22 protein-coding genes are annotated in these 20,144 nt (G+C 71.1%); 7 read left to right on the forward strand and 15 right to left on the reverse strand.

Going from position 1 to position 20,144, the window contains the following annotated elements; translation table 11 throughout:
* Positions 1 to 14: 14 nt before the first annotated feature.
* Positions 15 to 788 carry a MarR family transcriptional regulator gene (locus tag ACGF0J_RS27485; RefSeq protein WP_393150123.1) on the reverse strand — a complete coding sequence of 258 codons (774 nt, stop codon included), beginning with the start codon at positions 786 to 788 and terminating at the stop codon, positions 15 to 17.
* Between the two features lie 263 nt (positions 789 to 1,051).
* Between ACGF0J_RS27485 and ACGF0J_RS27490 the strand changes: the two genes are divergently transcribed.
* The 3 genes from ACGF0J_RS27490 (at position 1,052) to ACGF0J_RS27500 (ending at position 4,296) form a co-directional block, all read left to right on the forward strand.
* On the forward strand, positions 1,052 to 2,020 hold the full coding sequence (locus tag ACGF0J_RS27490) for a hypothetical protein (protein ID WP_393150125.1): 969 nt from the start codon (positions 1,052 to 1,054) through the stop codon (positions 2,018 to 2,020).
* A 116-nt stretch (positions 2,021 to 2,136) separates the two neighbouring features.
* Entirely contained in the window at positions 2,137 to 3,330 is a 1,194-nt protein-coding gene (locus ACGF0J_RS27495; RefSeq protein WP_393150127.1) for a serine hydrolase domain-containing protein, read from the forward strand.
* Positions 3,331 to 3,471: 141 nt separating this feature from the next.
* Positions 3,472 to 4,296 (forward strand): NAD(P)H-binding protein, encoded by an 825-nt coding sequence (locus tag ACGF0J_RS27500; protein ID WP_393150129.1) that lies wholly within the window; start codon positions 3,472 to 3,474, stop codon positions 4,294 to 4,296.
* 78 nt (positions 4,297 to 4,374) lie between these two features.
* On the opposite strand, the gene ACGF0J_RS27505 is transcribed toward ACGF0J_RS27500, so the two are convergent.
* The 6 genes from ACGF0J_RS27505 to ACGF0J_RS27530 form a co-directional block, all read right to left on the reverse strand.
* Positions 4,375 to 5,391 (reverse strand): ABC transporter ATP-binding protein, encoded by a 1,017-nt coding sequence (locus ACGF0J_RS27505; RefSeq protein WP_393150131.1) that lies wholly within the window; start codon positions 5,389 to 5,391, stop codon positions 4,375 to 4,377.
* Positions 5,388 to 6,437, reverse strand: a complete 1,050-nt coding sequence (locus ACGF0J_RS27510; RefSeq protein ID WP_393150133.1) for an ABC transporter ATP-binding protein — start codon at positions 6,435 to 6,437, stop codon at positions 5,388 to 5,390. Before ACGF0J_RS27510 ends, ACGF0J_RS27505 begins: the two co-directional genes overlap by 4 nt.
* On the reverse strand, positions 6,434 to 7,318 hold the full coding sequence (locus ACGF0J_RS27515; RefSeq protein ID WP_393150135.1) for an ABC transporter permease: 885 nt from the start codon (positions 7,316 to 7,318) through the stop codon (positions 6,434 to 6,436). The genes ACGF0J_RS27510 and ACGF0J_RS27515 overlap by 4 nt, the downstream gene beginning before the upstream one ends.
* Entirely contained in the window at positions 7,315 to 8,382 is a 1,068-nt protein-coding gene (locus ACGF0J_RS27520; protein WP_393150137.1) for an ABC transporter permease, read from the reverse strand. The genes ACGF0J_RS27515 and ACGF0J_RS27520 overlap by 4 nt, the downstream gene beginning before the upstream one ends.
* Entirely contained in the window at positions 8,379 to 10,196 is a 1,818-nt protein-coding gene (locus ACGF0J_RS27525; protein ID WP_393150139.1) for an ABC transporter substrate-binding protein, read from the reverse strand. The genes ACGF0J_RS27520 and ACGF0J_RS27525 overlap by 4 nt, the downstream gene beginning before the upstream one ends.
* Before the next feature lie 118 nt (positions 10,197 to 10,314).
* Positions 10,315 to 11,955 (reverse strand): ABC-F family ATP-binding cassette domain-containing protein, encoded by a 1,641-nt coding sequence (locus ACGF0J_RS27530; RefSeq protein WP_393150141.1) that lies wholly within the window; start codon positions 11,953 to 11,955, stop codon positions 10,315 to 10,317.
* 46 nt (positions 11,956 to 12,001) lie between these two features.
* Between ACGF0J_RS27530 and ACGF0J_RS27535 the strand changes: the two genes are divergently transcribed.
* The 3 genes from ACGF0J_RS27535 (at position 12,002) to ACGF0J_RS27545 (ending at position 13,263) form a co-directional block, all read left to right on the forward strand.
* On the forward strand, positions 12,002 to 12,403 hold the full coding sequence (locus ACGF0J_RS27535) for a DUF2809 domain-containing protein (protein ID WP_393150143.1): 402 nt from the start codon (positions 12,002 to 12,004) through the stop codon (positions 12,401 to 12,403).
* Positions 12,400 to 12,945 carry a type 1 glutamine amidotransferase domain-containing protein gene (locus ACGF0J_RS27540; protein WP_393150145.1) on the forward strand — a complete coding sequence of 182 codons (546 nt, stop codon included), beginning with the start codon at positions 12,400 to 12,402 and terminating at the stop codon, positions 12,943 to 12,945. The genes ACGF0J_RS27535 and ACGF0J_RS27540 overlap by 4 nt, the downstream gene beginning before the upstream one ends.
* 90 nt (positions 12,946 to 13,035) lie before the next feature.
* On the forward strand, positions 13,036 to 13,263 hold the full coding sequence (locus ACGF0J_RS27545) for an antitoxin (RefSeq protein ID WP_393150147.1): 228 nt from the start codon (positions 13,036 to 13,038) through the stop codon (positions 13,261 to 13,263).
* A 68-nt stretch (positions 13,264 to 13,331) separates the two neighbouring features.
* Here the strand turns inward: ACGF0J_RS27545 and lipB are convergent, their stop codons facing one another.
* From lipB to ACGF0J_RS27565, 4 genes are read right to left on the reverse strand one after another with little or no spacing between them, the layout of a single operon-like run.
* The gene (lipB, locus tag ACGF0J_RS27550; protein WP_393150149.1) at positions 13,332 to 13,967 is read right to left on the reverse strand and encodes a lipoyl(octanoyl) transferase LipB; all 636 of its coding nucleotides are present in this window, start codon (positions 13,965 to 13,967) and stop codon (positions 13,332 to 13,334) included.
* A 46-nt stretch (positions 13,968 to 14,013) separates the two neighbouring features.
* Positions 14,014 to 14,196 carry a PspC domain-containing protein gene (locus ACGF0J_RS27555; RefSeq protein ID WP_393150151.1) on the reverse strand — a complete coding sequence of 61 codons (183 nt, stop codon included), beginning with the start codon at positions 14,194 to 14,196 and terminating at the stop codon, positions 14,014 to 14,016.
* 60 nt (positions 14,197 to 14,256) lie between these two features.
* On the reverse strand, positions 14,257 to 14,763 hold the full coding sequence (locus ACGF0J_RS27560; protein ID WP_393150153.1) for an HAD domain-containing protein: 507 nt from the start codon (positions 14,761 to 14,763) through the stop codon (positions 14,257 to 14,259).
* Entirely contained in the window at positions 14,760 to 15,680 is a 921-nt protein-coding gene (locus tag ACGF0J_RS27565; protein ID WP_393150155.1) for an AraC family transcriptional regulator, read from the reverse strand. Before ACGF0J_RS27565 ends, ACGF0J_RS27560 begins: the two co-directional genes overlap by 4 nt.
* A gap of 74 nt (positions 15,681 to 15,754) precedes the next feature.
* Between ACGF0J_RS27565 and ACGF0J_RS27570 the strand changes: the two genes are divergently transcribed.
* The gene (locus tag ACGF0J_RS27570; RefSeq protein WP_393150157.1) at positions 15,755 to 16,567 is read left to right on the forward strand and encodes an NAD(P)H-binding protein; all 813 of its coding nucleotides are present in this window, start codon (positions 15,755 to 15,757) and stop codon (positions 16,565 to 16,567) included.
* 68 nt (positions 16,568 to 16,635) lie between these two features.
* Here ACGF0J_RS27570 and ACGF0J_RS27575 read toward each other — a convergent pair whose 3' ends face one another.
* The 4 genes from ACGF0J_RS27575 to ACGF0J_RS27590 form a co-directional block, all read right to left on the reverse strand.
* Positions 16,636 to 17,070, reverse strand: a complete 435-nt coding sequence (locus ACGF0J_RS27575) for a DUF6196 family protein (protein ID WP_393150159.1) — start codon at positions 17,068 to 17,070, stop codon at positions 16,636 to 16,638.
* A 444-nt stretch (positions 17,071 to 17,514) separates the two neighbouring features.
* Positions 17,515 to 18,294: an ABC transporter ATP-binding protein gene (locus ACGF0J_RS27580; protein ID WP_393150161.1), complete on the reverse strand. Its 780-nt coding sequence runs from the start codon at positions 18,292 to 18,294 to the stop codon at positions 17,515 to 17,517.
* Positions 18,294 to 19,238 (reverse strand): ABC transporter ATP-binding protein, encoded by a 945-nt coding sequence (locus tag ACGF0J_RS27585; RefSeq protein WP_393150163.1) that lies wholly within the window; start codon positions 19,236 to 19,238, stop codon positions 18,294 to 18,296. Before ACGF0J_RS27585 ends, ACGF0J_RS27580 begins: the two co-directional genes overlap by 1 nt.
* Positions 19,235 to 20,077 (reverse strand): ABC transporter permease, encoded by an 843-nt coding sequence (locus tag ACGF0J_RS27590; RefSeq protein ID WP_393150165.1) that lies wholly within the window; start codon positions 20,075 to 20,077, stop codon positions 19,235 to 19,237. Before ACGF0J_RS27590 ends, ACGF0J_RS27585 begins: the two co-directional genes overlap by 4 nt.
* Between the last annotated feature and the right edge of the window lie 67 nt (positions 20,078 to 20,144).

Here is a 20,144-nt window from a genome sequence, read left to right on the forward strand (position 1 = left end):
ATCGGCCGCCGAGGTCAGCGCCCGGCGGTTGCCGAGGAGCGTGACTCCTGACGCATCGCCGCGCCGTGCCCGCCGGGTGCGGTGCGCTTCGTGGCGTAGTCCTGACGCCATTCCTCGGCTGCCTGGATCATGGCCCGGCCGACGTGCTCGAAGAACTGGCTGATGTCCTGCATCCGGCTGCCGGCGGGTGTGGCCGTGCCGAGGATCTGGGCGCCCTGACGGGCGAAGTCGGCCAGCATGGTGTTCTGCCGGGCGCTGGCCATCCATCCGCGAAACCAGGCGTCGGCGTCGATGACGTACCGGTCACGCCGCCGGCGGGGGTCGCGCTCGCGCCTGATGAGCTCCTGCTGTTCGAGTTCGCCGACGGCCTTAGAGATGGAGGCGGGGCTGACCTGGAGCCGCCGGACGAGCTCGGCGGCGGTCAGGCTGCCGCCGTCGGTGACGTACAGGCAGGTCAGCACTCGGGCCGTCATCCGCGGCAGTCCTGTGCCGACCAGCATCGTGGTGAACTGTTCCGCCAGCTCGTTCACCGCCTCGGGGTCCCGCCCGTGTGCGTCGGTGGCGGCCGGAGGGGGCGGTGGCGGCTTGCGGCGGCGAGCGCGCCCTTGGGCCGCCTGTTGTGCCCGCTCGGCGCGGTAGCCGCCGGGACCGCCGTTGCGCGCCACCTCCCGGGTGACGGTGGAGATGGGCCTGCCCAGACCGCCGGCGATCTCGGTGTAGGTGAGTCCTGCGGCCAGTCCCTCGGCGATCTTCTGCCGGTCCTCGTGGGTCAGCCTGCCTCCGGGCATCGGTCCTGCCTTCCGTATCAGTCTCGCGGAGTGCACAGTATTGCGTTCGCAAGCACCCCATTGCAAGTCTAGCGAAGCCGACTTGCTTTCACCTTCATCGTCATTGCAAGTCACCCTTGCATCTACCTGTACATAGGGACGTTCAAGCCAGTTCTGAATTGACGAATTAGTGAAAGCAAGTTAGCTTTCAGTTGTTTGCAAACGAGCGACGTGATCGGAGTCGCCCGCACGGGGGCTGCTCGTCGCCGTGATCGGAGCCCCTCATGCCGTCCTTCCTGACCCTCCTGCGCACCTGGCACCGACCGCTGGCGGTCTGCGTGCTGCTCATGCTGGGCCTCGTGCTGACCGCCGGTGTCGGTCTCGTCCTGGACAGCCGGACGCTGCTGGATGAGTCGGTGTGGATCAAGCCGCTCAAGTTCGGCTTCGCGTTCGCTCTTCACGCCGGCACGCTGGCCTGGCTGCTGACCCAGCTGCGTAAGGGCAGGCGGCTGGGCTGGTGGATCGGCACCGTCTTCGCGCTGGCCGCGACCGTCGAGGTCGGCGCCATCACCGCCCAGGCGGCACGCGGCACCTTCAGCCACTTCAACGCCGACCAGAGCGATCCGGTCACCGCGGCCCTGGTTCCCATCCTCACCTACGGCGTGATGATCATTATCGTCACGCAGCTGATCCTGGCGATCGTCGTGCTGATCCAGCGCACCGGCGGGGCCGCGTTGAACCGGGCGATCCGCGCCGGGGTGGGGCTGGCCGTCTTCGGCATGCTGGTGCCGGTCTACTGGCTTGTCGCCGAGATCCACCCCCGTACGGTGACCGACGCCAACGGCGTACAGGTGCCGATGTACCAGGGCCACGGCATCGGCGACCCGGACGGCAACGGCATGCCCCTGACCGGCTGGAGCGTGAGCGGCGGCGACTTCCGCGTCCCGCACTTCTTCGCCCTGCACGCCATCCAGGCACTCCTGCTCATCACCGTGCTGCTGGCCAGGCTGGCGGTCAAGCGCTCCTGGCTGCGCGAAGAGAAGGTCCGCGCCCGCCTGGTCGGCATCGCCGCCCTCGGCTACAGCGGCCTGGTCGCGGTCGTGACCTGGCAGGCCTGGCGCGGTCAGTCCCTGATCGACCCCGACGCCCCGACCCTCATCGCCCTCGCCGCGCTGGCGCTGATCATCGCGCCGGCCGCCACAGGGGTGATCGCCGCCGCCAGGCGAGCCTCCGCGACCACGGCCGCCAAGTGAGCCTGCGCGACCACGGCCGAGCCTGCGCGGCATCGCCGGGCGGCACGCTGAGAACCTCCGCTCGACCCACATGCGATCGGGCCCACATGGGCGCGATCCCTCTGAGAGGAACTGAGATGACTTTTTCTGTCAAGGCAGGGCTGCTCATCGGTGCGCTGGCCATGACGGCGTCGACGATGGTGACCCCCGCGGCATCCGCGGACACCACTCCTGGTCGCCCCGCGGTGCAGCGCGCCCTCGACGCCGCCGTGGCCAAGGGGGGCGCCCCCGGCGTGGTCGCCGAGGTTCGCGACCGCAAGGGGGTGTGGTTCGGCTCAGCCGGCGTGTCCGACACCAAGACCGGCCGCGAGCGGCGGCAGGCGGAGCGGTTCCGCATCGGCAGCACCACCAAGGCGTTCACCGCGACCGTGGTCTTGCAACTGGTCGCGGAGCGGAAGCTGACGCTCGACGACACGGTGGAGAAGTGGCTGCCCGGCCTCGTCCAGGGCAACGGGTACGACGGCGGCAAGATCACCATCCGAATGTTGCTCAACCACAGCAGCGGGATCTTCAACTACGGGAACGACGAGGAGTTCTTCACCAAGGGCACCGGGGACGCCTGGTACGAGCACCGCTACGACTCCTACACCCCCGAGCAGTTGGTGAGGATCGGGCTGACCAACGCCGCCGGGCCCTACTTCGATCCGGGCAAGGGCTTCGGTTACTCCAACACCAACTACCACCTGGCCGCCATGATCATTGAAAGGGCGACGGGAAGGACCTACGGCCAGGAGCTCTACCAGCGCATCATCCGCCCGCTCGGCCTGAGCGCGACCTACCTGCCGGGAAGTGAGGCGAAGATCCGCGGCACGCATCCTCGGCACTACTCCACCCTGTTCTCCCAGGACCCCGACCCCAAGCTGCACGACGCGACCGAGATGAACCAGTCCTTCGCCTGGGCGGCCGGCGGCATCGTCTCGACCACCGGTGACCTCCGGCGCTTCTTCGTCGCGCTGCTGGGCGGACGCCTGCTGCCGCCCGCCCAGCAGTACGAGATGTTCGACAACCCCGTCGACACCAGCGTGAACGGCAAGGCCCACCCGTGGATCCCCGGCACCCGCTACGGATTGGGCGTCTTCACCCAGAAGCTGTCGTGCGGCGGCGCGGTCTGGGGCAACGGCGGTCTGACGTACGGCTCCTGGACGTACGCCATGGGCTCGCGCGACGGCAAGCACCTGCTCACCAGCCAGGTCAACGGCGACTGGGGCGGCGGCTTCAGCGTTCTCACCAGCGTGCTCGAGGCCGAGTTCTGCCCGGCAACGTCCCGGTGACCGCGACGACGCCGTAGGGCCTCGACCCCTGGAAGCGCCGCACCGGAGGAATCTGACACCCATGTCTATGGAATGAATCATTCCGTTCTGCTATTCTAAGAACAGAACGATCCGTTCCAGCAAATGCAGAAGGAGTCCGCCATGACGATCCTCGTCACAGGTGCCACCGGGACCGTAGGCCGCCAGCTCGTCGCCGAGCTCGTCCAGGCGGGGCAGCGGGTCCGCGCCCTCACCCGCGACCCCGGCAAGGCCGCCCTCCCCGAGGGTGTCGAGGTCGTGGCGGGCGACATGGCCGACCCCGACACGCTCGTCCCCGCCTTCGACGGCGTCACCGCCGCCCACCTCATCAACTTCGCCGGCGACGACTACGCACCGCTGGAGCACGGCGACCGGATCGTCGAGCTGGCCGTCAAGGCGGGGGTCCAGCGGGTCACCGTGCTCGGCGGGCGCGCCGACGGGCCGCTGGAGCAGGCACTCGCGGGCACCGAGCTGGAGTGGACGCTGCTGCACCCGGTCGAGTTCATGTCCAACACGCTCCGGTGGTGGACGGACTCGGTGAAGTACGGGAGCGTCGTCAAGGAGCCGTTCGGCGACCGGCTGAGCGCGATGGTGCACGAGAAGGACATAGCGGCCGTGGCGGCCGTGGCGCTGACCGAGAGCGGCCACGGCGGCAGGTCGTACACCCTGACCGGTCCGCAGGCCCTGACGACCAGGGAGAAGGTCGGCATCCTCGGCGCGGCGCTCGGCACGCAGATCGCCTTCGTCGAGCTGACCGAGGACGAGGCCCGCGCCCAGTGGCGGGCGGTCGGGATGGGCGAGGAGACGATCGGGTTCCTGATCCAGGCCCTCGGCAACACCCCGGAGGAGGGCTACACCGTGGTGCCGACCGTCGAGCAGGTCACCGGCCGGCCCGCCCGGAGCTTCACCGAATGGGCGGCCGAGCACGCCGGCGCCTTCCGCGCCTGAGCCCCGCGTGTTTCGTGGGTCCCGTGGGTCCCCTGGGGTCCGTGGGTCCCGTGGCCGCGACGGGCGGCCACGGGACGGCTAGGCGTCCGCCGCGGTGGCCTGGGCGTAGTGGCAGGCCGCCTGCGCGGCGGGAACGGCCGGCAGGACGGCAGGCGACTCCGAACGGCACCTGCCGTCCACCCCCGCCCGCGCCGCGCGGCCGGAGGCGAGCACCTGGCAGCGGGCGTGGAAACGGCAGCCGCCCGGGATGCGCGTCGGGTCCGGCGGCTCACCCGTGAGCACCACCCGTTCGGGCGAATCCGGCAGCACCGACAGCAACGCCTGCGTGTACGGGTGCCGCGGCGCGGTGAGCACCTGCTCCACCGGCCCCGACTCGACGATCCGGCCCAGGTACATGACGGCGACCCGGTCGGCGATGTTCCAGGCCAGGCCCAGGTCGTGGGTGACCACCAGCGCCGACAGGCCCAGCTCGTCGCGCAGCCGCAGCAGCAGGGCGAGGATCTCGCCCCGCACCGAGGCGTCCAGCGAGGCCACCGGCTCGTCCGCGACGAGCACCTTCGGGTCCAGCGCGAGCGCGCCGGCGATCACCACGCGCTGGCGCTGACCGCCGGACAGCTCGTGCGGGTAACGCAGGAAGAACCTCTCCGGCGGCCGCAGCCCCGCCCGCGCCAGTGCCGACGCCACGACCTCCCGCTCGTCCGGCAGCCCGTGGATGCGCGGCCCCTCGGCCACCGCCTCGTAGACGGTCTGCCTCGGGTTGAGCGAGCCCATCGGGTCCTGCAGGACGAGCTGCACCTCCCGCCGGTAGGCCTTGAGCGCCCGCCCGCGGTAGCTCAGCTCCGCCCCGCCGTAGCGGACCGAACCGGAGGTGGGCCGCTCCAGGCCGAGCAGGGTGCGGGCGAGCGTCGTCTTGCCGCAGCCGGACTCGCCCACCAGTGCCACGATCTCACCCGCGCCGATCGACAGGTTGACCCCGTCGACCGCGCGGGCGCGCCGCCCGCGCGCCGCGAACTCGACGTGCAGGTCGCGCGCCTCCAGCAGGGTGGAACGGCCGTCCGTGGTGGCGGGTTCGGCGGCGGCCTGCGTCTCCGTCATGACGTCTCCTCTTTCGTGTCCCCCTGCGAGTCCCCGCGCGTGCCCGCCGTCGCGCCCGTCGCACCCGCCGTCGCGTCCGCCGGTGACTGCTCGCGGACGTGGACGCAGGCGGCCCGGCGGTCCGGGCCGGCGGGCCACAGCCCGACGTCGACCGTCCGGCACTCGTCCAGCGCCACCGGGCAGCGCGGGTGGAACGAGCAGCCGGTCGGCAGCCGCATCGGGTCGGGCGGGTCGCCGCCGAGGCCCCTGGGCGCCAGCCGCGAGGCCGGGTCGCCCACCGTGGGGAACGCCGCCGCGAGCGCCTGGCTGTACGGGTGCCGGGCGTCGCGGAACACCTCCCGCGCCGGCCCGTGCTCCACCAGGCGGCCCGCGTACATGACCGCGAGCTGGTCGCACACGTCGGCGAGCACCGACAGGTCGTGCGAGATCATGATCAGCGAGATGCCGTTCTCCGCGACGAGCTGCTTGATCAGCGTGAGGACCTGTGCCTGCACCATCACGTCGAGCGCGGTCGTCGGCTCGTCGGCGATGATCAGCCGGGGCGAGCAGGCCAGCGCCATCGCGATCATCACGCGCTGTCGCTGCCCGCCCGACAGCTCGTGCGGGTAGCTGCGCGCCCGCCAGGTGGGCAGCCCCACCTGCTCCAGCAGCTCGGCCACACGGCCGCGCGCGGCGTCCGGCTTGGCCAGGCCGTGGACGAGCAGCGGCTCGGCGATCTGGTCGCCGATCCGGCGCACCGGGTTGAGCCCGTGCTGGGCGCCCTGGAACACGATCGACGCCTCGGCCCAGCGCACGGCCCGCAGCCGGCCCCACTTCATGGTCAGCACGTCCTCGCCGTCGAGCGAGATCCGGCCGCCGACGCGGGCGCTGCGCGGCAGCAGCCGCAGCAGCGCCATGGCCAGCGTCGACTTGCCCGATCCCGACTCGCCGGCGACCCCGAGGGCGGCCCCCGCGTCCAGGGAGAGCGACACTCCGCGCACGGCGGGCACTTCCCCGGACGCGATCCGGTAGGAGACGGACACGTCGTCGAGTTCGAGGTAGGTCATGCGCCCGCCCTCCTGAGCTGCGGGTTGAGCACGGCCTCCAGGGCCCGGCCGCACAGCGTGAACGCCATGACGACCGCCAGGATGCACAGGCCGGGCACGAGGATGTACCACCACGCGCCCTCGGTGGCGGCGCCGTAGTCGTACGAGGCGCGCAGCATGGTCCCCCACGAGGTCTTGTTGGAGCTCACGCCGAGGAAGGCGAGCGTCGACTCGGTGACGATGGCGCTGGCCACCTCCAGCGTGGTGCTGGCCAGCAGCAGCGGCGCCACGTTCGGCAGCACGTGGCGTGTGGTGATGTGCCAGTGGCCGCCGCCGAGCGCCCGGGACCGCTCGATGTACGGCCGGGCCTCCACCGACAGTGTCTGCGCCCTGATCAGCCGGGCGGTCGGCGCCCAGGTGGTGACGCCGATGGCCATGACGATGGTGAACGTGCTGCCGCCCAGGACGGCCGCCAGCACCATGGCCGTGACCAGCGACGGCAGCACCAGGAACCAGTCGGTGATCCGCATGAGCACGGCCCCGGCCCAGCCGCGCAGGTGCCCGGCCGCGATGCCGACGACCATCCCGATCACGATGCTGACCAGCGCGGCGAGGAAGCCGATGAGCAGCGACGTGCGCGATCCCCACCAGACCATCAGCAGGATCGACCGGCCGGACTCGTCGGTGCCGAACGGCTCGGCGAGGCTCGGCGGCGCGAACTTCGCGCCGGTGCCGGACACCACGCTCGTCACGCTCTCGTCGATGAACAGCGGCGCGACCAGCGCCGCCAGCACCGCCGCGAGCAGGATCGCCAGCCCGGTCAGGCCGGCCCGCTCACGGCGGAAGCTCTCCCAGAAGCGGCCGAACGCCAGCCGCCTGCGGGCCCAGGCGACACTGGTCATGCCGTCCTCACCCTCGGGTCCAGGACGTGGTAGACCACGTCGGCCAGCGTGTTCATGACGATCACCGAGACGGTGATGAGCATGAACGTGCCCTGCATGAGCGTGAAGTCCGGCACCCTGATCGCCTCGTAGAAGAGCTGGCCGAGCCCGGGCCAGGTGAAGATGTACTCCACGGTGACCGCCCCGCTGACGATGAACCCGATCCGCAGGAAGACCAGCGTCACGGTGGGCAGCAGGGCGTTCGGCACGGCGTGGCGGCGGCGCACCTCGTCGTCGCGCAGGCCCTTGGCCCGGGCCACGTTCACGTAGTCCTGGCTGACCTCCTCCAGCAGCGAGGAGCGCATGACGAGCAGGTACTGGGCGTAGACGACGGCCACCAGCGTCAGGCACGGCAGCACCATGTGCGAGGCCACGTCGAGCAGGTAGGCGAAACCGTCGGGCGCGTCCACGCTCTCGATGCCGCGGAACGGCAGGACGCCGGGGATCGGCCCGATGCCGACGCCGAACGTCATCATGAGCAGCAGCCCGAGCCAGAACGTCGGCACGGACCACAGCAGCAGGGAGACACCGGTGGAGACCCGGTCGAAGCGGGAGCCGTGCCGCCAGCCCGCCCTGGTGCCCTGCCAGATGCCCAGGCTGACCGCGATGACCAGACCGGTCCCGGTGAGCAGCAGGGTCGCGCCGATCCGCTCGCCGATGAGGTCGAGGACGGGGCGCTTGTACTCGTAGGAGGTGCCAAGGTCGAAGCGGAGCGTCTGGCCGACGAAGTCGAGGAACTGGTCGAGCAGCGGCTTGTCCAGCCCGAGCCGGCGGCGTTCCAGGTCGAGCTGCTCCGGGGTCATGCGGCGGCCCTGCGCCAGGTTGCGCACCGGGTCGCCGGGCAGCAGCCGGAACACGAAGAACGTGCCGACGATGACCATGGCGATGCTGAGCACCGCCCCGCCGGCCTTCGACGCCGCGTAGCGCAGCGTGCTCCGGCCGGACGGACGGTCCTCGCCGGCGCTCCCGGAGGAGCCCGCCGCCTGGGCGACGGCGGGCTCCGCCGATTCGAGCGGGGTCGTCATTCGCGGTCGTCCGCGGCGCTCTTGCGCCGCCTGGTCAGCAGGAACGCCGCCAGCCCGAGGACCACCACGCCGCCGACGACTCCGGCGATCAGGCCGGTGTTGGAGCCGCCGCCGTCCGTGCCGCCGCTGCCTCCGCTGGAGGCGGCCTTCACGTCCACGGTGTAGAACGGCCAGTAGCTGCTGCCGCCGTACAGCAGGCCCTTCTCCTCGGGGATCGGGGTGATGGCGGTGACGCGGTCCTTGCGGTAGCCCTCCAGGTTGTTCGGGTAGTAGATGGCGATGACCGGGGCGTCGGTGTAGAGGCGCTCCAGCATCTGCTTGATGATCCCGGCGCGCTTGGTGCGGTCGAGCTCCTTGAGCTGCTCCTGGTAGAGCTTCTCGAACGTCGGGTCGCAGTAGAACGACTCGGTGCCGCCACCCTCGCCCGCCGGGGTGGGCCGGCGGCTGCACAGGTGCGTCGCCAGGATCTCCTCGGGGTCGGGGTTGACCGACCAGCCGCTGATGGCGATGTCGAACGTCGCGGCCACGCCGGTCTCGTCGCTGAACTTGCTGGAGTCGAGCTTCACCGTGGTCAGCGTGATGCCGATCTCCTTGAAGAAGCCGGCCAGGTACTCGGCGAGCTTGTCCTCGATCGGCACATCGGCGTGGATGGTGAAGCGGAACTCCAGCTTGCGCTTGCCGTCCGGCATCGTGCGGACGCCGTCGGCGCCCTTCTTGTAGCCGGCGTCGTCGAGGATCTGGTTGGCCTTGGCGACGTCGTGGGTGACCTTCGTGTCGCCGGTGGCCTCCCAGAAGAAGTCCTTGAACATGGGCGGCACGATGGAGCCGTCGGCGGGCCTGGCCAGGCCGCCCCACACCTCGTCGGCCAGCTTCTGCTTGTCGATGGCGTGGTGCAGCGCCTGGCGGACCTTCTGGTCCTTCAGGGCGGGGTGGCCGTCGCCGACGGGCTTGTTGTCGGTGGTGGTGGCGCCGTGGTTGATCTGCAGGTACGCCGCGCGGCGGCCCTGGGTGTTCCACTGCTCGATGTTCGGGTCGCCCTTCATCGCCTCGAACTCCGGCGGGTTGAGCCGGCCGATGAGGTCGATGTCGCCCTTCTTCAGGCCCGCGACGGCGGCCTGCGGGTTGTCGTAGAAGATGACCTGCAGCTCGTCCACCTTGGGCGCGCCCCGCCAGTAGGAGGGGTTGGCCTTGAGCTTGATGTACTGGTCCTTCTTGTGCTCGGTCGCGACGTACGGGCCGCTGCTGACCGACGGGTACTTGTCACCGTCGAAGTTGGCCAGGTCGGTGACTCCCTCCCAGGCGTGCTTCGGCATGATCGGGATCGGGTTGTCGAGCATCGAGGCCTGCGGGGCCTTGAGCTTGATGACCAGGTCCTGGCCGTTGGCCGTGACGCTCTCGAAGTTCTCGACCGCCGGGCCGTTCGCGGTCTTCGCGGCGTCGTCGGTCATGATCTTGTTGAAGGTCCAGGCGGCGTCCTCGGCCGTGACCGGCTTGCCGTCCGACCAGTTCGTCTGGCGGATCTTGAACGTCCACGTGAGACCGTCGTCGGAGGTGGTCCACGACTCGGCCAGGTCGGGGCTGGGCTGCAGCGTCTTGGAGTCGGGCACCGTGAGGAACCCGTACATCCAGCGGTGGACCTGGGTCGAGACGATGCGGACGGCCAGGAAGGGGTTCATGGAGTCCACGGCCTGCATGGCGCCCACGCGGAGGACCTTCTTCCCCGCCCCAGGTTCCTGGGCCAGCGCCACCTGGCCCTGACCTGCGACTAAAAGCGCGACGCCCAGCACAGCCAGGCGTGCGAACCATTTCCTCATATGTGCCTCACCTTCAGGCGGGGGTTCCTGTGTGTAAGAAGGCACACCATACGGATACCGCGTGTCAACGAGACGCGGAGAATTGTTTCATCATCGTTTCTTTGGCCGGTGTAAATTTTCAGCCGGACTCGGTGACCTGCCCCTGGTCCACCCGTAGCCGCCGGTCGACCCGGACCGCCTCCAGCATCCGCCGGTCGTGGGTCACCAGCAGCAGGGTGCCGGGATAGCTCGCCAGCGCCGACTCGAGCTGTTCGATGGCGGGCAGGTCGAGATGGTTGGTCGGCTCGTCCAGCACCAGCAGGTTGACGCCCCTGGCCTGCAGCAACGCCAGCGCCGCCCGGGTACGCTCGCCGGGCGACAGGGTGACGGCCGGGCGCAGCACGTGGGCGGCCCTGAGCCCGAACTTCGCCAGCAGGGTCCGCACCTCACCGGGGATCATCTCCGGCACGTGCCGGGCGAAGGCGTCGAGCAGCGGCTCCCCGCCCTCGAACAGACCCCGTGCCTGGTCCACCTCGCCGACCACCACGCCCGCCCCCAGGGCGGCGTGCCCCTCGTCCGGCTCGATCCGGCCGAGCAGCGCGCCCAGCAGCGTGGTCTTGCCCGAGCCGTTGGCCCCCGTGACGGCCACCCGCTCGGCCCAGCCGATCTCCAGGTTCACCGGCCCGAGCGTGAAGGCCCCCCGCCGGACGACCGCGCCGCGCAGCGTAGCCGCGACGGCTCCGGAGCGGGGCGCGGCGGCGATCTCCATCCGCAGCTCCCACTCCTTGCGCGGCTCCTCGACCACCTCCAGCCGCTCGATCATCCGGTCGGTCTGGCGGGCCTTGGCGGCCTGCTTCTCGGTGGCCTCCACGCGGGCGTTGCGGCCGATCTTGTCGTTGTCGGGGGCCTTGCGGCGGGCGTTCTTGACGCCCTTCTCCATCCAGGCGCGCTGGGTGCGGGCGCGGGTCTCCAGTTCGGCGCGGGTGGCGGCGTACTCGTCGTACTGCTCGCGGGCGTGCCTGCGCGCCACCTCCCGCTCCTCCAGGTAGGCCCCGTAGCCGCCGCCGTACAGCCTGATCTGCTGCTGGGCGAGGTCCAGCTCCAGCACCTTGGTCACGGTACGCGCCAGGAACTCCCGGTCGTGGCTCACCACCACCGTGCCCGCGCGCAGGCCGGTGACGAAGCGCTCCAGGCGGTCGAGCCCGTCGAGGTCGAGGTCGTTGGTCGGCTCGTCCAGCAGGACCACGTCGTACCGGCTGAGCAGCAGCGACGCCAGCCCGGCGCGGGCGGCCTGGCCGCCCGACAGGGCGGTCATCGGCTGCTCCAGGCTCACTGCGAGGCCCAGCTCGGCCGCCACCGCCTCCGCCCGCTCCTCCAGGTCGGCGCCGCCCAGCGCCAGCCAGCGTTCGAGGGCCGTGGCGTAGGCGTCGTCGGCTCCCGGAGCCTGCTCGACGAGCCCCTGCGTGGCCGCGTCGAGGTCGAGCTGCGCCCGGGCCACGCCGGTGCGCCGGGCGAGGAACCGCGCGACCGTCTCCTCCGGCCTGCGGTCGGGCTCCTGCGGGAGGTGGCCGACGGTCGCGGTGGCGGGGCTCAGCCGTACGGCGCCGTCGACGGGCGTGTCGAGGCCGGCGAGCAGGCGCAGCAGCGTGGACTTGCCCGCGCCGTTCGCGCCGACGAGCCCGATCACGTCGCCGGGGGCCACCACCAGATCCAGGCCCGAGAACAGGACACGGTCGCCGTGCCCGGCCGACAGCTCCTTGGCCACCATGGTCGCGCTCATGACGTCCGATAGTAGTTGTCCCGGTCAACCCAAATAGGGTGAGGCGATGCCCCGCCTGCCCGTCCTCCTCACCGCCCTGCTGACCGTCGCCGCGGGCCTGGGGGTGCGCGCGCTGGGCGACGGTCCGGTCGCCGAGCACGCCGGCGACGCGCTCTACACGGTGCTCATCCTCCTGCTGGTCGTGCTGGTGTGGCCACGCGTCCGGCCCGCCGTGGCGGCCCTGACGGCGGCCGGACTGAGCTGGACGATCGAGTTCGCCCAGCTCGCCGGCATCCCGCCGGTGCTGCGACCGCTGCTCGGCAGCACGTTCAACCCGCCGGACCTGTTCTGGTACGCCGTGGGCGCGGTCGCGGCCTGGGCCGTGCACGCCCGCCTGCACACCCGGCGCATACATGCGGACCGGACGGAAAGGGGGGAGGAAACGCTCATCAAGGGGGAATCCAGATGATGCACGGCAAGACGATCGCGTTCCTCGTGGCCCCCGAAGGGGTCGAGCAGATCGAACTCACCGAGCCGTGGAAGTCCGTCAAGCAGGCCGGCGGCACGCCGAAACTGATCTCCACCGAGTCCGGCCAGATCCAGGCCTTCAACCACCTCGACAAGGGTGACACCTTCGCCGTGGACGCCACGGTCGAGGACGTCTCGGCGGCCGACTTCGCCGGGCTGGTGCTGCCGGGCGGCGTCGCCAACCCCGACTTCCTGCGGATGGACGACAAGGCGGTGCGCTTCGTCCGCGACTTCTTCGACGCCGGCAAGCCGGTCGCCGCGATCTGCCACGCGCCATGGACGCTGGTCGAGGCGGACGTGGTGCGCGGGCGCATGGTCACCTCGTGGCCCAGCCTGCGGACGGACCTGCGCAACGCCGGCGCGGAGTGGGTGGACCGCGAGGTGGTCGTCTGCACGGCCGGGCCCAACATGCTGGTCACCAGCCGCAAGCCGGACGACCTCAAGGCGTTCGACCAGGCGATGATCGACGCGTTCAGCGCGTGAGAGTCCCGGCGCGCGACGACGAGCCGGACGCCCGCCGCCGTTCTCGCCCAACGCCATGGTCGGATGCCGGCAACCTGCTAGCGTCCGCCTATGGCGAAGCCGTACATCCGTGATGTCCCTGAGCCGGTCGCGGAGTCACTGAAGGAGCATGCGGCCGAGGCGGGCATGTCCCGGTCCGCGTTCGTCGCCAAGGAGCCGGCGGATATCGCGGCCCGGCCGACGAATGCGGAGCTGGTCAGGCGACTCAAGACCAGGGACCGCTCACAGGGGCCGTCGACCGCCGATGTTCTCGACGCCGCCCGGGACGGCCGGCGGTGATCGTCATTCACCCGTCCGCGACCGTCCAGGCGTCGGCCGGACGCCGACGTGCGGGTGCACCCGCGCGGTCAGGCGGCCTCGAAGGCGGCGGCCACGACCGAGCGGACCTGGTCCGCCGCCGTGTCGCCCAGCTCCCGCCGCAGCGACGTCATGTCGACGTCCGGCATGCCGCAGGCGACCGCCCACTGCCACGGCGACAGGTCGCCGTCGACGTTGAGGGCGAAGCCGTGGCTGGTGACGCCCCGGCTCTGGCGCATGCCGATCGAGACGATCTTGCGCCCCGTCTCCTTCGTCCAGACGCCCGTCAGCAGCTCCGAGCCGGGGGGCGTGTCGCGCCGCTCGGCGGGCAGGCCCATCCGGCCGAGCGCGTCGACGAGCCGGAGCTCCACCTCGCGGACGTAGTCGACGATGCCCTCGTCGTCGCCGAGCTTGACGACGAGGTAGCCGACGAGCTGGCCGGGGCCGTGGTAGGTGAGCTGCCCCCCGCGGCCCGTCTCGACCACCGGGATGCCGCGCGAGGGATCGGGCAGATGGGCCGCCGGGGTGCGGCGGCCGACGGTGTAGACGGACGGGTGGCTGAGCAGCCAGAGCGTGTCCGGCCGCTCGTCCCGCTGGCGCTCGCCGACGAGGTCGGCCATGCGCTCCATCGCCTTGTCGTAGTCGACCAGGTCATCCTGGATGAGTGTCAGCGGCCTCGCCTTCATGCTCAAAGGATAGGACGCCGCGGCGCGTCCCTCTCCCCGGGGAGGCTCAGTACTTCTTCGGCTCCTCGGGGATGAAGATCCACATGAGGACGTAGGCGACCCACATCGGGCCCGGAAGGAGCGACAGCAGCAGCCAGACGATGCGAACCAGCGTCGGGGGCAGACCCCACTTGTCGGCCAGGCCGCCGCAGACGCCGGCCAGGATCCTGTGCTCTCGTGAGCGGTACATCAGTGCCTCCGTGTGGTTGTACCTACTAGGAGAACGGACAACCAGACGGTCCAGATCCCCTCAGGGACCCTGAGAAAACCCCGACAGGGTCAGCCACCTGCGGGCCGTGGCCAGGTGTTCCCTGGTCAGGCCGCCCACGGGATCAACTGAGACGAGCAGGAAGCGGTCGAGACCCTGACGTTCCCGGAGATAGCGCTCATCCTCTCCGCGCACCTGGTCGTCGAACCAGACGAACGGCCTGTCCTCGACGTACGCGGCCACATGGGGCGTCTTGAACATCTCGCCCAGCTCGCTGTCGCGGGCCGGCCCCATGGGCACCACCGGCAGCTCGGGCAGGCCGATGCGGGGCGCGATCCAGTGATTGGCGTGGTGCTCCCACGTGGTGGCCCAGGCCAGCTCGGCGCCCGTGGCGAGGGCCAGTTCCAGCAGCCGGATGCCGTGCCTGGCGTCGAGGTGCACGGTGTACGCCTCGGAGCCGATCGTGCAGTGGTAGCGCCGGAAACCCGGCTCCGGCCGGCCGAACGGGTTGAGCACCCCGTCCACGTCGACCAGCAGCAGCGGTCTCACCAGCCGGCCCCCGCCCGGTGCTCCTGCGGGCTGACGCCGCGGACCCGCTTGAAGGCGGCGCTGAGCGCGAACGAGCTGCCGTAGCCGACCTTCCGGGCTACCGAGCCGACCGTGGCTCCGGGCTCGCGCAGCAGGTCGGCCGCCAGCGCCAGCCGCCAGTCGGCGAGGAACGCCATGGGCGGCTCCCCCACCAGCTCGGTGAACCGCCGGGCCAGCGACGCCCGCGAGACGCCGACCGCCTCGGCCAGCGTGGCGACCGTCCACGGGTGGGCGGGGTTGTTGTGCAGCATCCGCATCGCCTTTCCCACCACCGGATCGCTCTGCGCGCGGTACCAGGCGGGAGCCTCGTGGGTGGCGAGATACGACCGTAGCGTGGCGATCAGCAGCAGGTCGAGCAGCCGGTCCAGCACCGCGTCCTGACCCGGCTCGTCCTTGACCACCTCGGCACCGAGCAGCGAGATCATCGGGCCGCCCGGCCGGACCAGCGTCGTGGGCAGCGCCTCCAGCAGCCGCCTGCCGACCTCCCCCTCCATCTGGTAGGTGCCGGTGATCATCACGGTGCCGCCGTGAGGGTCGTTCCCCCAGCTCCGGATGCCGAGCTCCATCTCCTGATAGAGATCCTCGCCGGCCAGCGTGGTGCAGCGCTGGCCCGGGTGGATCACGATCTGCGGCGGCGTGGCCGGGTCGTCGGCCACCACGTACGGGTCGGGCCCGCGCATGACGGCCACGTCACCCGGCGCGACGCGCACCGGGTCACCGTCGTCCGGCACCACCCACGCACCGCCCCGGACCATCGCCACCAGGGTGAGCGGCGCCTCGTCCTGGACGCGCAGCGACCAGGGCGGGTTGAGCACGGAGCGGAGCAGGAACGCGCCGCGAGCGCGCGGTCCGTCGAGGAGGGCGGCGAGATGATCCATAGATGAGACGATCGCATATGGAAGTGCGCTTCTCAACCATGGAGAGTCCAAAGATCTTCGGGCTTACTGGAGGCATGACAACTTTGGTGCTGGGCGGAACCGGCAAGACCGGCCGCCGTGTGATCGACAGGCTCACCGCTCTCGGCCGTCCCGTCAGGAACGGCTCACGCTCCGCCACACCGTCCTTCGACTGGACGGACCGCGGCACCTGGGCCGACGTCCTGCGGGGCGTCGAATCGGTGTACGTGACCTACTACCCCGACCTGGCCGTCCCCGGCTCGGTCGACGACATCGAGACGTTCACCGCGCTCGCCACCAAGAACGGTGTCCGGCGGATCGTCCTTCTCTCCGGCCGCAACGAGCCGCAGGCCGAGGCGAGCGAGCGGGTCGTGCAGGGTTCCGGGCTGGAGTGGACGGTCGTCCGCTGCGCCTGGTTCATGCAGAACTTCAGCGAGGGCTACCTGCGTGACGCGGTGCTCGACGGGGTGATCGCGCTGCCCGCCGGCGACGTGGCCGAACCGTTCGTGGACGCGGACGACATCGCCGACGTGGTGGTGGCCGCGCTCACCCAGGACGGCCATGCGGGCCGGCTGTACGAGCTGTCCGGGCCGCGGCTGCTCACCTTCGCCGACGCGGCCGCCGACCTGACGGCGGCGCTCGGCCGGCCAGTGACCTACCTGCCGGTCACGGCGGCGGAGTTCGCCGCGGGAGCCATCGAGCAGGGCGTGCCCGAGGACGAGGTGGCGATGCTGAACGGCCTGTTCGCCGAGGTCCTCGACGGGCGCAACGCGTACGTCAGCGACGGAGTCCGCGAAGCCCTGGGCCGCCCGGCCCGGGACTTCACCCCCTTCGCCGTGGAATGGGGCAAAACCCTGCCTTCCGCGTGAACCCGCGCCGCGCTGGTGCCGCGCTGGTGCCGCGTTCGCGTCGGAAGGGCGCGGGCGGGGAGCGCGGGTCAGCCGGCGCGCAGTGCCTCAATGACGGCGACGGCTTCGTCGAGCACACCGATCGGACAACCCCAATAGTCATAGATGCCGCCACGGGCGCGGTTGCTCCCGCAGATGACGAACACCCCGGTCCCCAATCTCACCTTGAGCAGGCCGGCCAGCCAGCCGACGAAGCCGCTGTTGTCGAGCTCAGCGGGGAAGTGAAAGGAGAAGATCCCGAACTGTTCGAGGTGTTCCTGCTCTTGGGTGAGAGGGACCAGGCGGCTCCACCTCTGGTCGTCGCGGACCACGGCCAGTGTGTCGCCGGTGAGCACCGGCGGCTGGTCGATGGGGGACTCTTCGAAGCACCAGACGCCATCGTGCACGAGAAGGACGGCTTGGGCGATCACACGGCGGAGACGCCCTTCGGTCTGTTCCGGCGTCTCCATGCTGACACTGACCATCGGCGATGTCTCCTCTGTGGTCTGCCCTGGGGCATGCGGTTGATCGCGGCACTGCATGGCGCAGCACAACCCCGGCCCGGCGGTGACCCGGACAACACCGTCGCTCGATCGCTGATTCCTGGGATGCGCCGTCGGTGGTTGCGGCCACGAAACCGACGACCGTCACCCCGAGACCACTCACGAGAACCTCACCGCCTCACCCCTCACGCCGAGATCACTCACGAGAACCTCACCGCCTCACCCCTCACGCCGAGATCACTCACGAGAACCTCACCGCCTCACCCCTCACGCCGAGACCACTCACGAGAACCTCACCGCCTCACCCCTCACGCCGAGACCACTCACGAGAACCTCACCGCCTCACCCCTCACGCCGAGACCACTCACGAGATCCCCACGGCCCTCACCCCTCACGCCGAGACCACTCAGGAGATCCCCACGGCCCTCACCGCCTCGCCCCGTCCCAACGGGTGACGTGGGCCGGGTCCCAGCCGGGGTGGGGGACGGAGTCCAGCAGGGACCTCGTGTACGGGTGGTGGGGGTCGGCGAGGACCTGCTCGACCGGTCCGTGCTCCACCGCCACACCCCGGTGCAGCACCAGCGCCTCGTCACACAGGTGCCGCACCACCGCGAGGTCGTGGCTGACGAACAGCAGCGCCACCTCCGACTCCCTCCGCACGCGGGCGAGCAGCTCCAGGATCTGCGCCTGGATCGACACGTCGAGCGCCGCCACGGCCTCGTCGAGGACCAGCACGGACGGCTCGACCGCCAGCGCCCTGGCGATCGCCAGCCGCTGCCGCTGGCCGCCGCTGAGCTGGTGCGGGCGGGCAGCCGCCTCGCGGCTGCCCAGCCCCACCTGGTCGAGCAGCTCGTCGGCGCGCGACCGGTCCTTGCCGTGCAGGGTGAGCGCGGTGCGCAGGCACTGGGTGGCGGTCAGCCGCGGGTCGAGCGAGACGTAGGGGTCCTGGAAGACGATCTGGATCTCGCGGGCCCGCCGCAGCCGCGCCGCCCGGCCGCGTTCCTTGACGCCCCGGGCCCGCCCGCCGACCGTGATCGTGCCGGAGTCGGGGGTGACCAGCCCGACGAGCATACGGGCGATCGTGGTCTTGCCCGACCCGGACTCGCCGACCAGCCCGAGCGACCCCCCGGCGGCCAACGTGAAGGACACGTCATCGGCGGCGACCGTACGCCCGAACGCCTTGCGCAACCTGTCGACGACGAGCATCAGACCTCCAGCAGGTGGCAGGCGGCGGTGCCGCCGTCGACGGGCACCGGCTCGGGTCGACGGGCGGTGCAGCGGTCGGAGGTGTGGGGGCAGCGGGGCGCGAACGGGCAGCCGGTGAAGGCGTCGTCGAGCGAGGGCGGCCGGCCGGGGATGGGCCGGATGGGGCGCGGGTCGCCCAGTCCGGGGGTGCAGGCGAGCAGACCGGCGGTGTAGGGGTGGCGTGGGTCGCCGAACAGTTCCTTGGCCGGGCGTGACTCCACCACCGTGCCCGCGTACAGGACGTGCACGCGGTCGCAGAAGGCGGCGGCCAGGTGCAGGTCGTGGGTGATGAACAGCATGCCGAGGCCACGCGCCGCCTGCACCCTGCGCAGCAGCGCCAGCGTCTCGGCCTGGGTGGTCACGTCGAGCGCGCTGGTGGCCTCGTCGGCCAGCAGCAGCGACGGGCCGGCGGCGAGCGCCGCGGCGATGACCACGCGCTGGAGCATGCCGCCGGACAGCTCGTGCGGATACTGGCGCAGGCGCAGCTCCGGCTCGCGCAGGCCGACCGCGACCAGCAGTTGCAGGGCGGCGGCCCTGGCCTCCCCCTTCGGGCGGCCCAGCGTGTGCACCAGGCGTTCGGTGATGAAGTCGCCGATCCGGCGGACCGGGTTGAGGGACGAGCGCGGATCCTGGTAGATCATCGCCACCCTGGAGGCCCGCAGACCGCGCAGTTGCCCGGCGGTCATGGTGAGCACGTCGTCGCCCTCGACCAGCACCCGCCCTGACACCTGCGCGTGGTGCGGCAGCAGGCGCAGCACGGAGCGGGCGATCGTCGACTTGCCCGAGCCTGACTCGCCCACCAGGCCGACGATCTCACCGGCGCCGACGGTCAGTGACACGTCACGCAGGATCGGCCGCCGGCCACCCGCGTCGATCGTGAGCCCTTCGACGGACAGCAGCATCATGCTCCCCTCACGCCCATGCGATCGGCGATCCGGACGCCGATCACGTTGAACGACACCACCACGAGCGCGATGGCGGCTCCCGGCACCAGCACCGGCAGGAAGGCGCCCTGGACGATGGCCGGCTGGCCCTCCTTGACCATGAGCCCCCAGTCGGAGGACGGCGACTGCGCGCCGAACCCGAGGAAGCTCAGCGTGGCCAGGCTCATCAGCCCTTCGCCGAACAGCACGACGAGGTAGCCGACGATCGGGCGGGCCATGTTGGGCACCAGATGGCGCGCGCAGATCGCGAAGCCGCCCATGCCCTGCACCTTGTAGGCGTCGATGTACGGCTTCGTGGACTCCGTGATGGCGATGCTCCGGGTGTACTTGGCGATCGTCGGTGCGTAGGCCAGCCCCAGCGCGAGGACGGCCGTGGTCATGCCGTTGCCGAACACGGCCACGATCAGCACGACGAACAGCAGCCCGGGGAAGGCGTACATCACGTCCGTCAGTCGCCCGACGACGGCGTCGACCCAGCCTCGGTGCCAGGCGGCCAGGGTGCCGAGGGCCACGCCCAGCACGGAGGCGACGGCCAGCAGCGCCAGCGGGCCGACGAGGGAGGTGCGGGCGCCGTGCAGGATCCGCGACAGCAGGTCACGGCCCGACTGGTCGGCGCCGAGCGGGTGGTCGGGAGACATCGGCGCGAGCGTGGCGGCGAAGTCGACGGCGTCCGGCTCGTACGGTGCCACGAGGGGCGCCAGGATCGCGCCCAGCACGACGACGGCGAGGAAGCCGACGGCGAGCCGGTGGCCGACCGGCCTCGCCGGGCGCGGCATCCCCGGCATCGGGATCACAGCCATCAGAGCCTCCCGAGGGGACCGGCGGCTTCAGCCGCCGGGGGAATCGGGAGCGGGAGGGCCGTCAAGG

Origin of the sequence: Nonomuraea sp. NPDC047897 (genome assembly GCF_043204415.1) — a bacterium.
In the GTDB taxonomy this organism is placed as follows: Bacteria; Actinomycetota; Actinomycetes; order Streptosporangiales; family Streptosporangiaceae; genus Nonomuraea.

Excerpts from the sequence above, each read along its gene's own strand:
- ACGF0J_RS27485 (WP_393150123.1), bottom strand. The coding sequence starts at position 788 with ATGCCCGGAGGCAGGCTGACCCACGAGGACCGGCAGAAGATCGCCGAG.
- ACGF0J_RS27490 (WP_393150125.1), top strand. The coding sequence starts at position 1,052 with ATGCCGTCCTTCCTGACCCTCCTGCGCACCTGGCACCGACCGCTGGCG.
- ACGF0J_RS27495 (WP_393150127.1), top strand. The coding sequence starts at position 2,137 with ATGACTTTTTCTGTCAAGGCAGGGCTGCTCATCGGTGCGCTGGCCATG.
- ACGF0J_RS27500 (WP_393150129.1), top strand. The coding sequence starts at position 3,472 with ATGACGATCCTCGTCACAGGTGCCACCGGGACCGTAGGCCGCCAGCTC.
- ACGF0J_RS27505 (WP_393150131.1), bottom strand. The coding sequence starts at position 5,391 with ATGACGGAGACGCAGGCCGCCGCCGAACCCGCCACCACGGACGGCCGT.
- ACGF0J_RS27510 (WP_393150133.1), bottom strand. The coding sequence starts at position 6,437 with ATGACCTACCTCGAACTCGACGACGTGTCCGTCTCCTACCGGATCGCG.
- ACGF0J_RS27515 (WP_393150135.1), bottom strand. The coding sequence starts at position 7,318 with ATGACCAGTGTCGCCTGGGCCCGCAGGCGGCTGGCGTTCGGCCGCTTC.
- ACGF0J_RS27520 (WP_393150137.1), bottom strand. The coding sequence starts at position 8,382 with ATGACGACCCCGCTCGAATCGGCGGAGCCCGCCGTCGCCCAGGCGGCG.
- ACGF0J_RS27525 (WP_393150139.1), bottom strand. The coding sequence starts at position 10,196 with ATGAGGAAATGGTTCGCACGCCTGGCTGTGCTGGGCGTCGCGCTTTTA.
- ACGF0J_RS27530 (WP_393150141.1), bottom strand. The coding sequence starts at position 11,955 with ATGAGCGCGACCATGGTGGCCAAGGAGCTGTCGGCCGGGCACGGCGAC.
- ACGF0J_RS27535 (WP_393150143.1), top strand. The coding sequence starts at position 12,002 with ATGCCCCGCCTGCCCGTCCTCCTCACCGCCCTGCTGACCGTCGCCGCG.
- ACGF0J_RS27540 (WP_393150145.1), top strand. The coding sequence starts at position 12,400 with ATGATGCACGGCAAGACGATCGCGTTCCTCGTGGCCCCCGAAGGGGTC.
- ACGF0J_RS27545 (WP_393150147.1), top strand. The coding sequence starts at position 13,036 with ATGGCGAAGCCGTACATCCGTGATGTCCCTGAGCCGGTCGCGGAGTCA.
- lipB (WP_393150149.1), bottom strand. The coding sequence starts at position 13,967 with ATGAAGGCGAGGCCGCTGACACTCATCCAGGATGACCTGGTCGACTAC.
- ACGF0J_RS27555 (WP_393150151.1), bottom strand. The coding sequence starts at position 14,196 with ATGTACCGCTCACGAGAGCACAGGATCCTGGCCGGCGTCTGCGGCGGC.
- ACGF0J_RS27565 (WP_393150155.1), bottom strand. The coding sequence starts at position 15,680 with ATGGATCATCTCGCCGCCCTCCTCGACGGACCGCGCGCTCGCGGCGCG.
- ACGF0J_RS27570 (WP_393150157.1), top strand. The coding sequence starts at position 15,755 with ATGACAACTTTGGTGCTGGGCGGAACCGGCAAGACCGGCCGCCGTGTG.
- ACGF0J_RS27575 (WP_393150159.1), bottom strand. The coding sequence starts at position 17,070 with ATGGTCAGTGTCAGCATGGAGACGCCGGAACAGACCGAAGGGCGTCTC.
- ACGF0J_RS27580 (WP_393150161.1), bottom strand. The coding sequence starts at position 18,294 with ATGCTCGTCGTCGACAGGTTGCGCAAGGCGTTCGGGCGTACGGTCGCC.
- ACGF0J_RS27585 (WP_393150163.1), bottom strand. The coding sequence starts at position 19,238 with ATGATGCTGCTGTCCGTCGAAGGGCTCACGATCGACGCGGGTGGCCGG.
- ACGF0J_RS27590 (WP_393150165.1), bottom strand. The coding sequence starts at position 20,077 with ATGGCTGTGATCCCGATGCCGGGGATGCCGCGCCCGGCGAGGCCGGTC.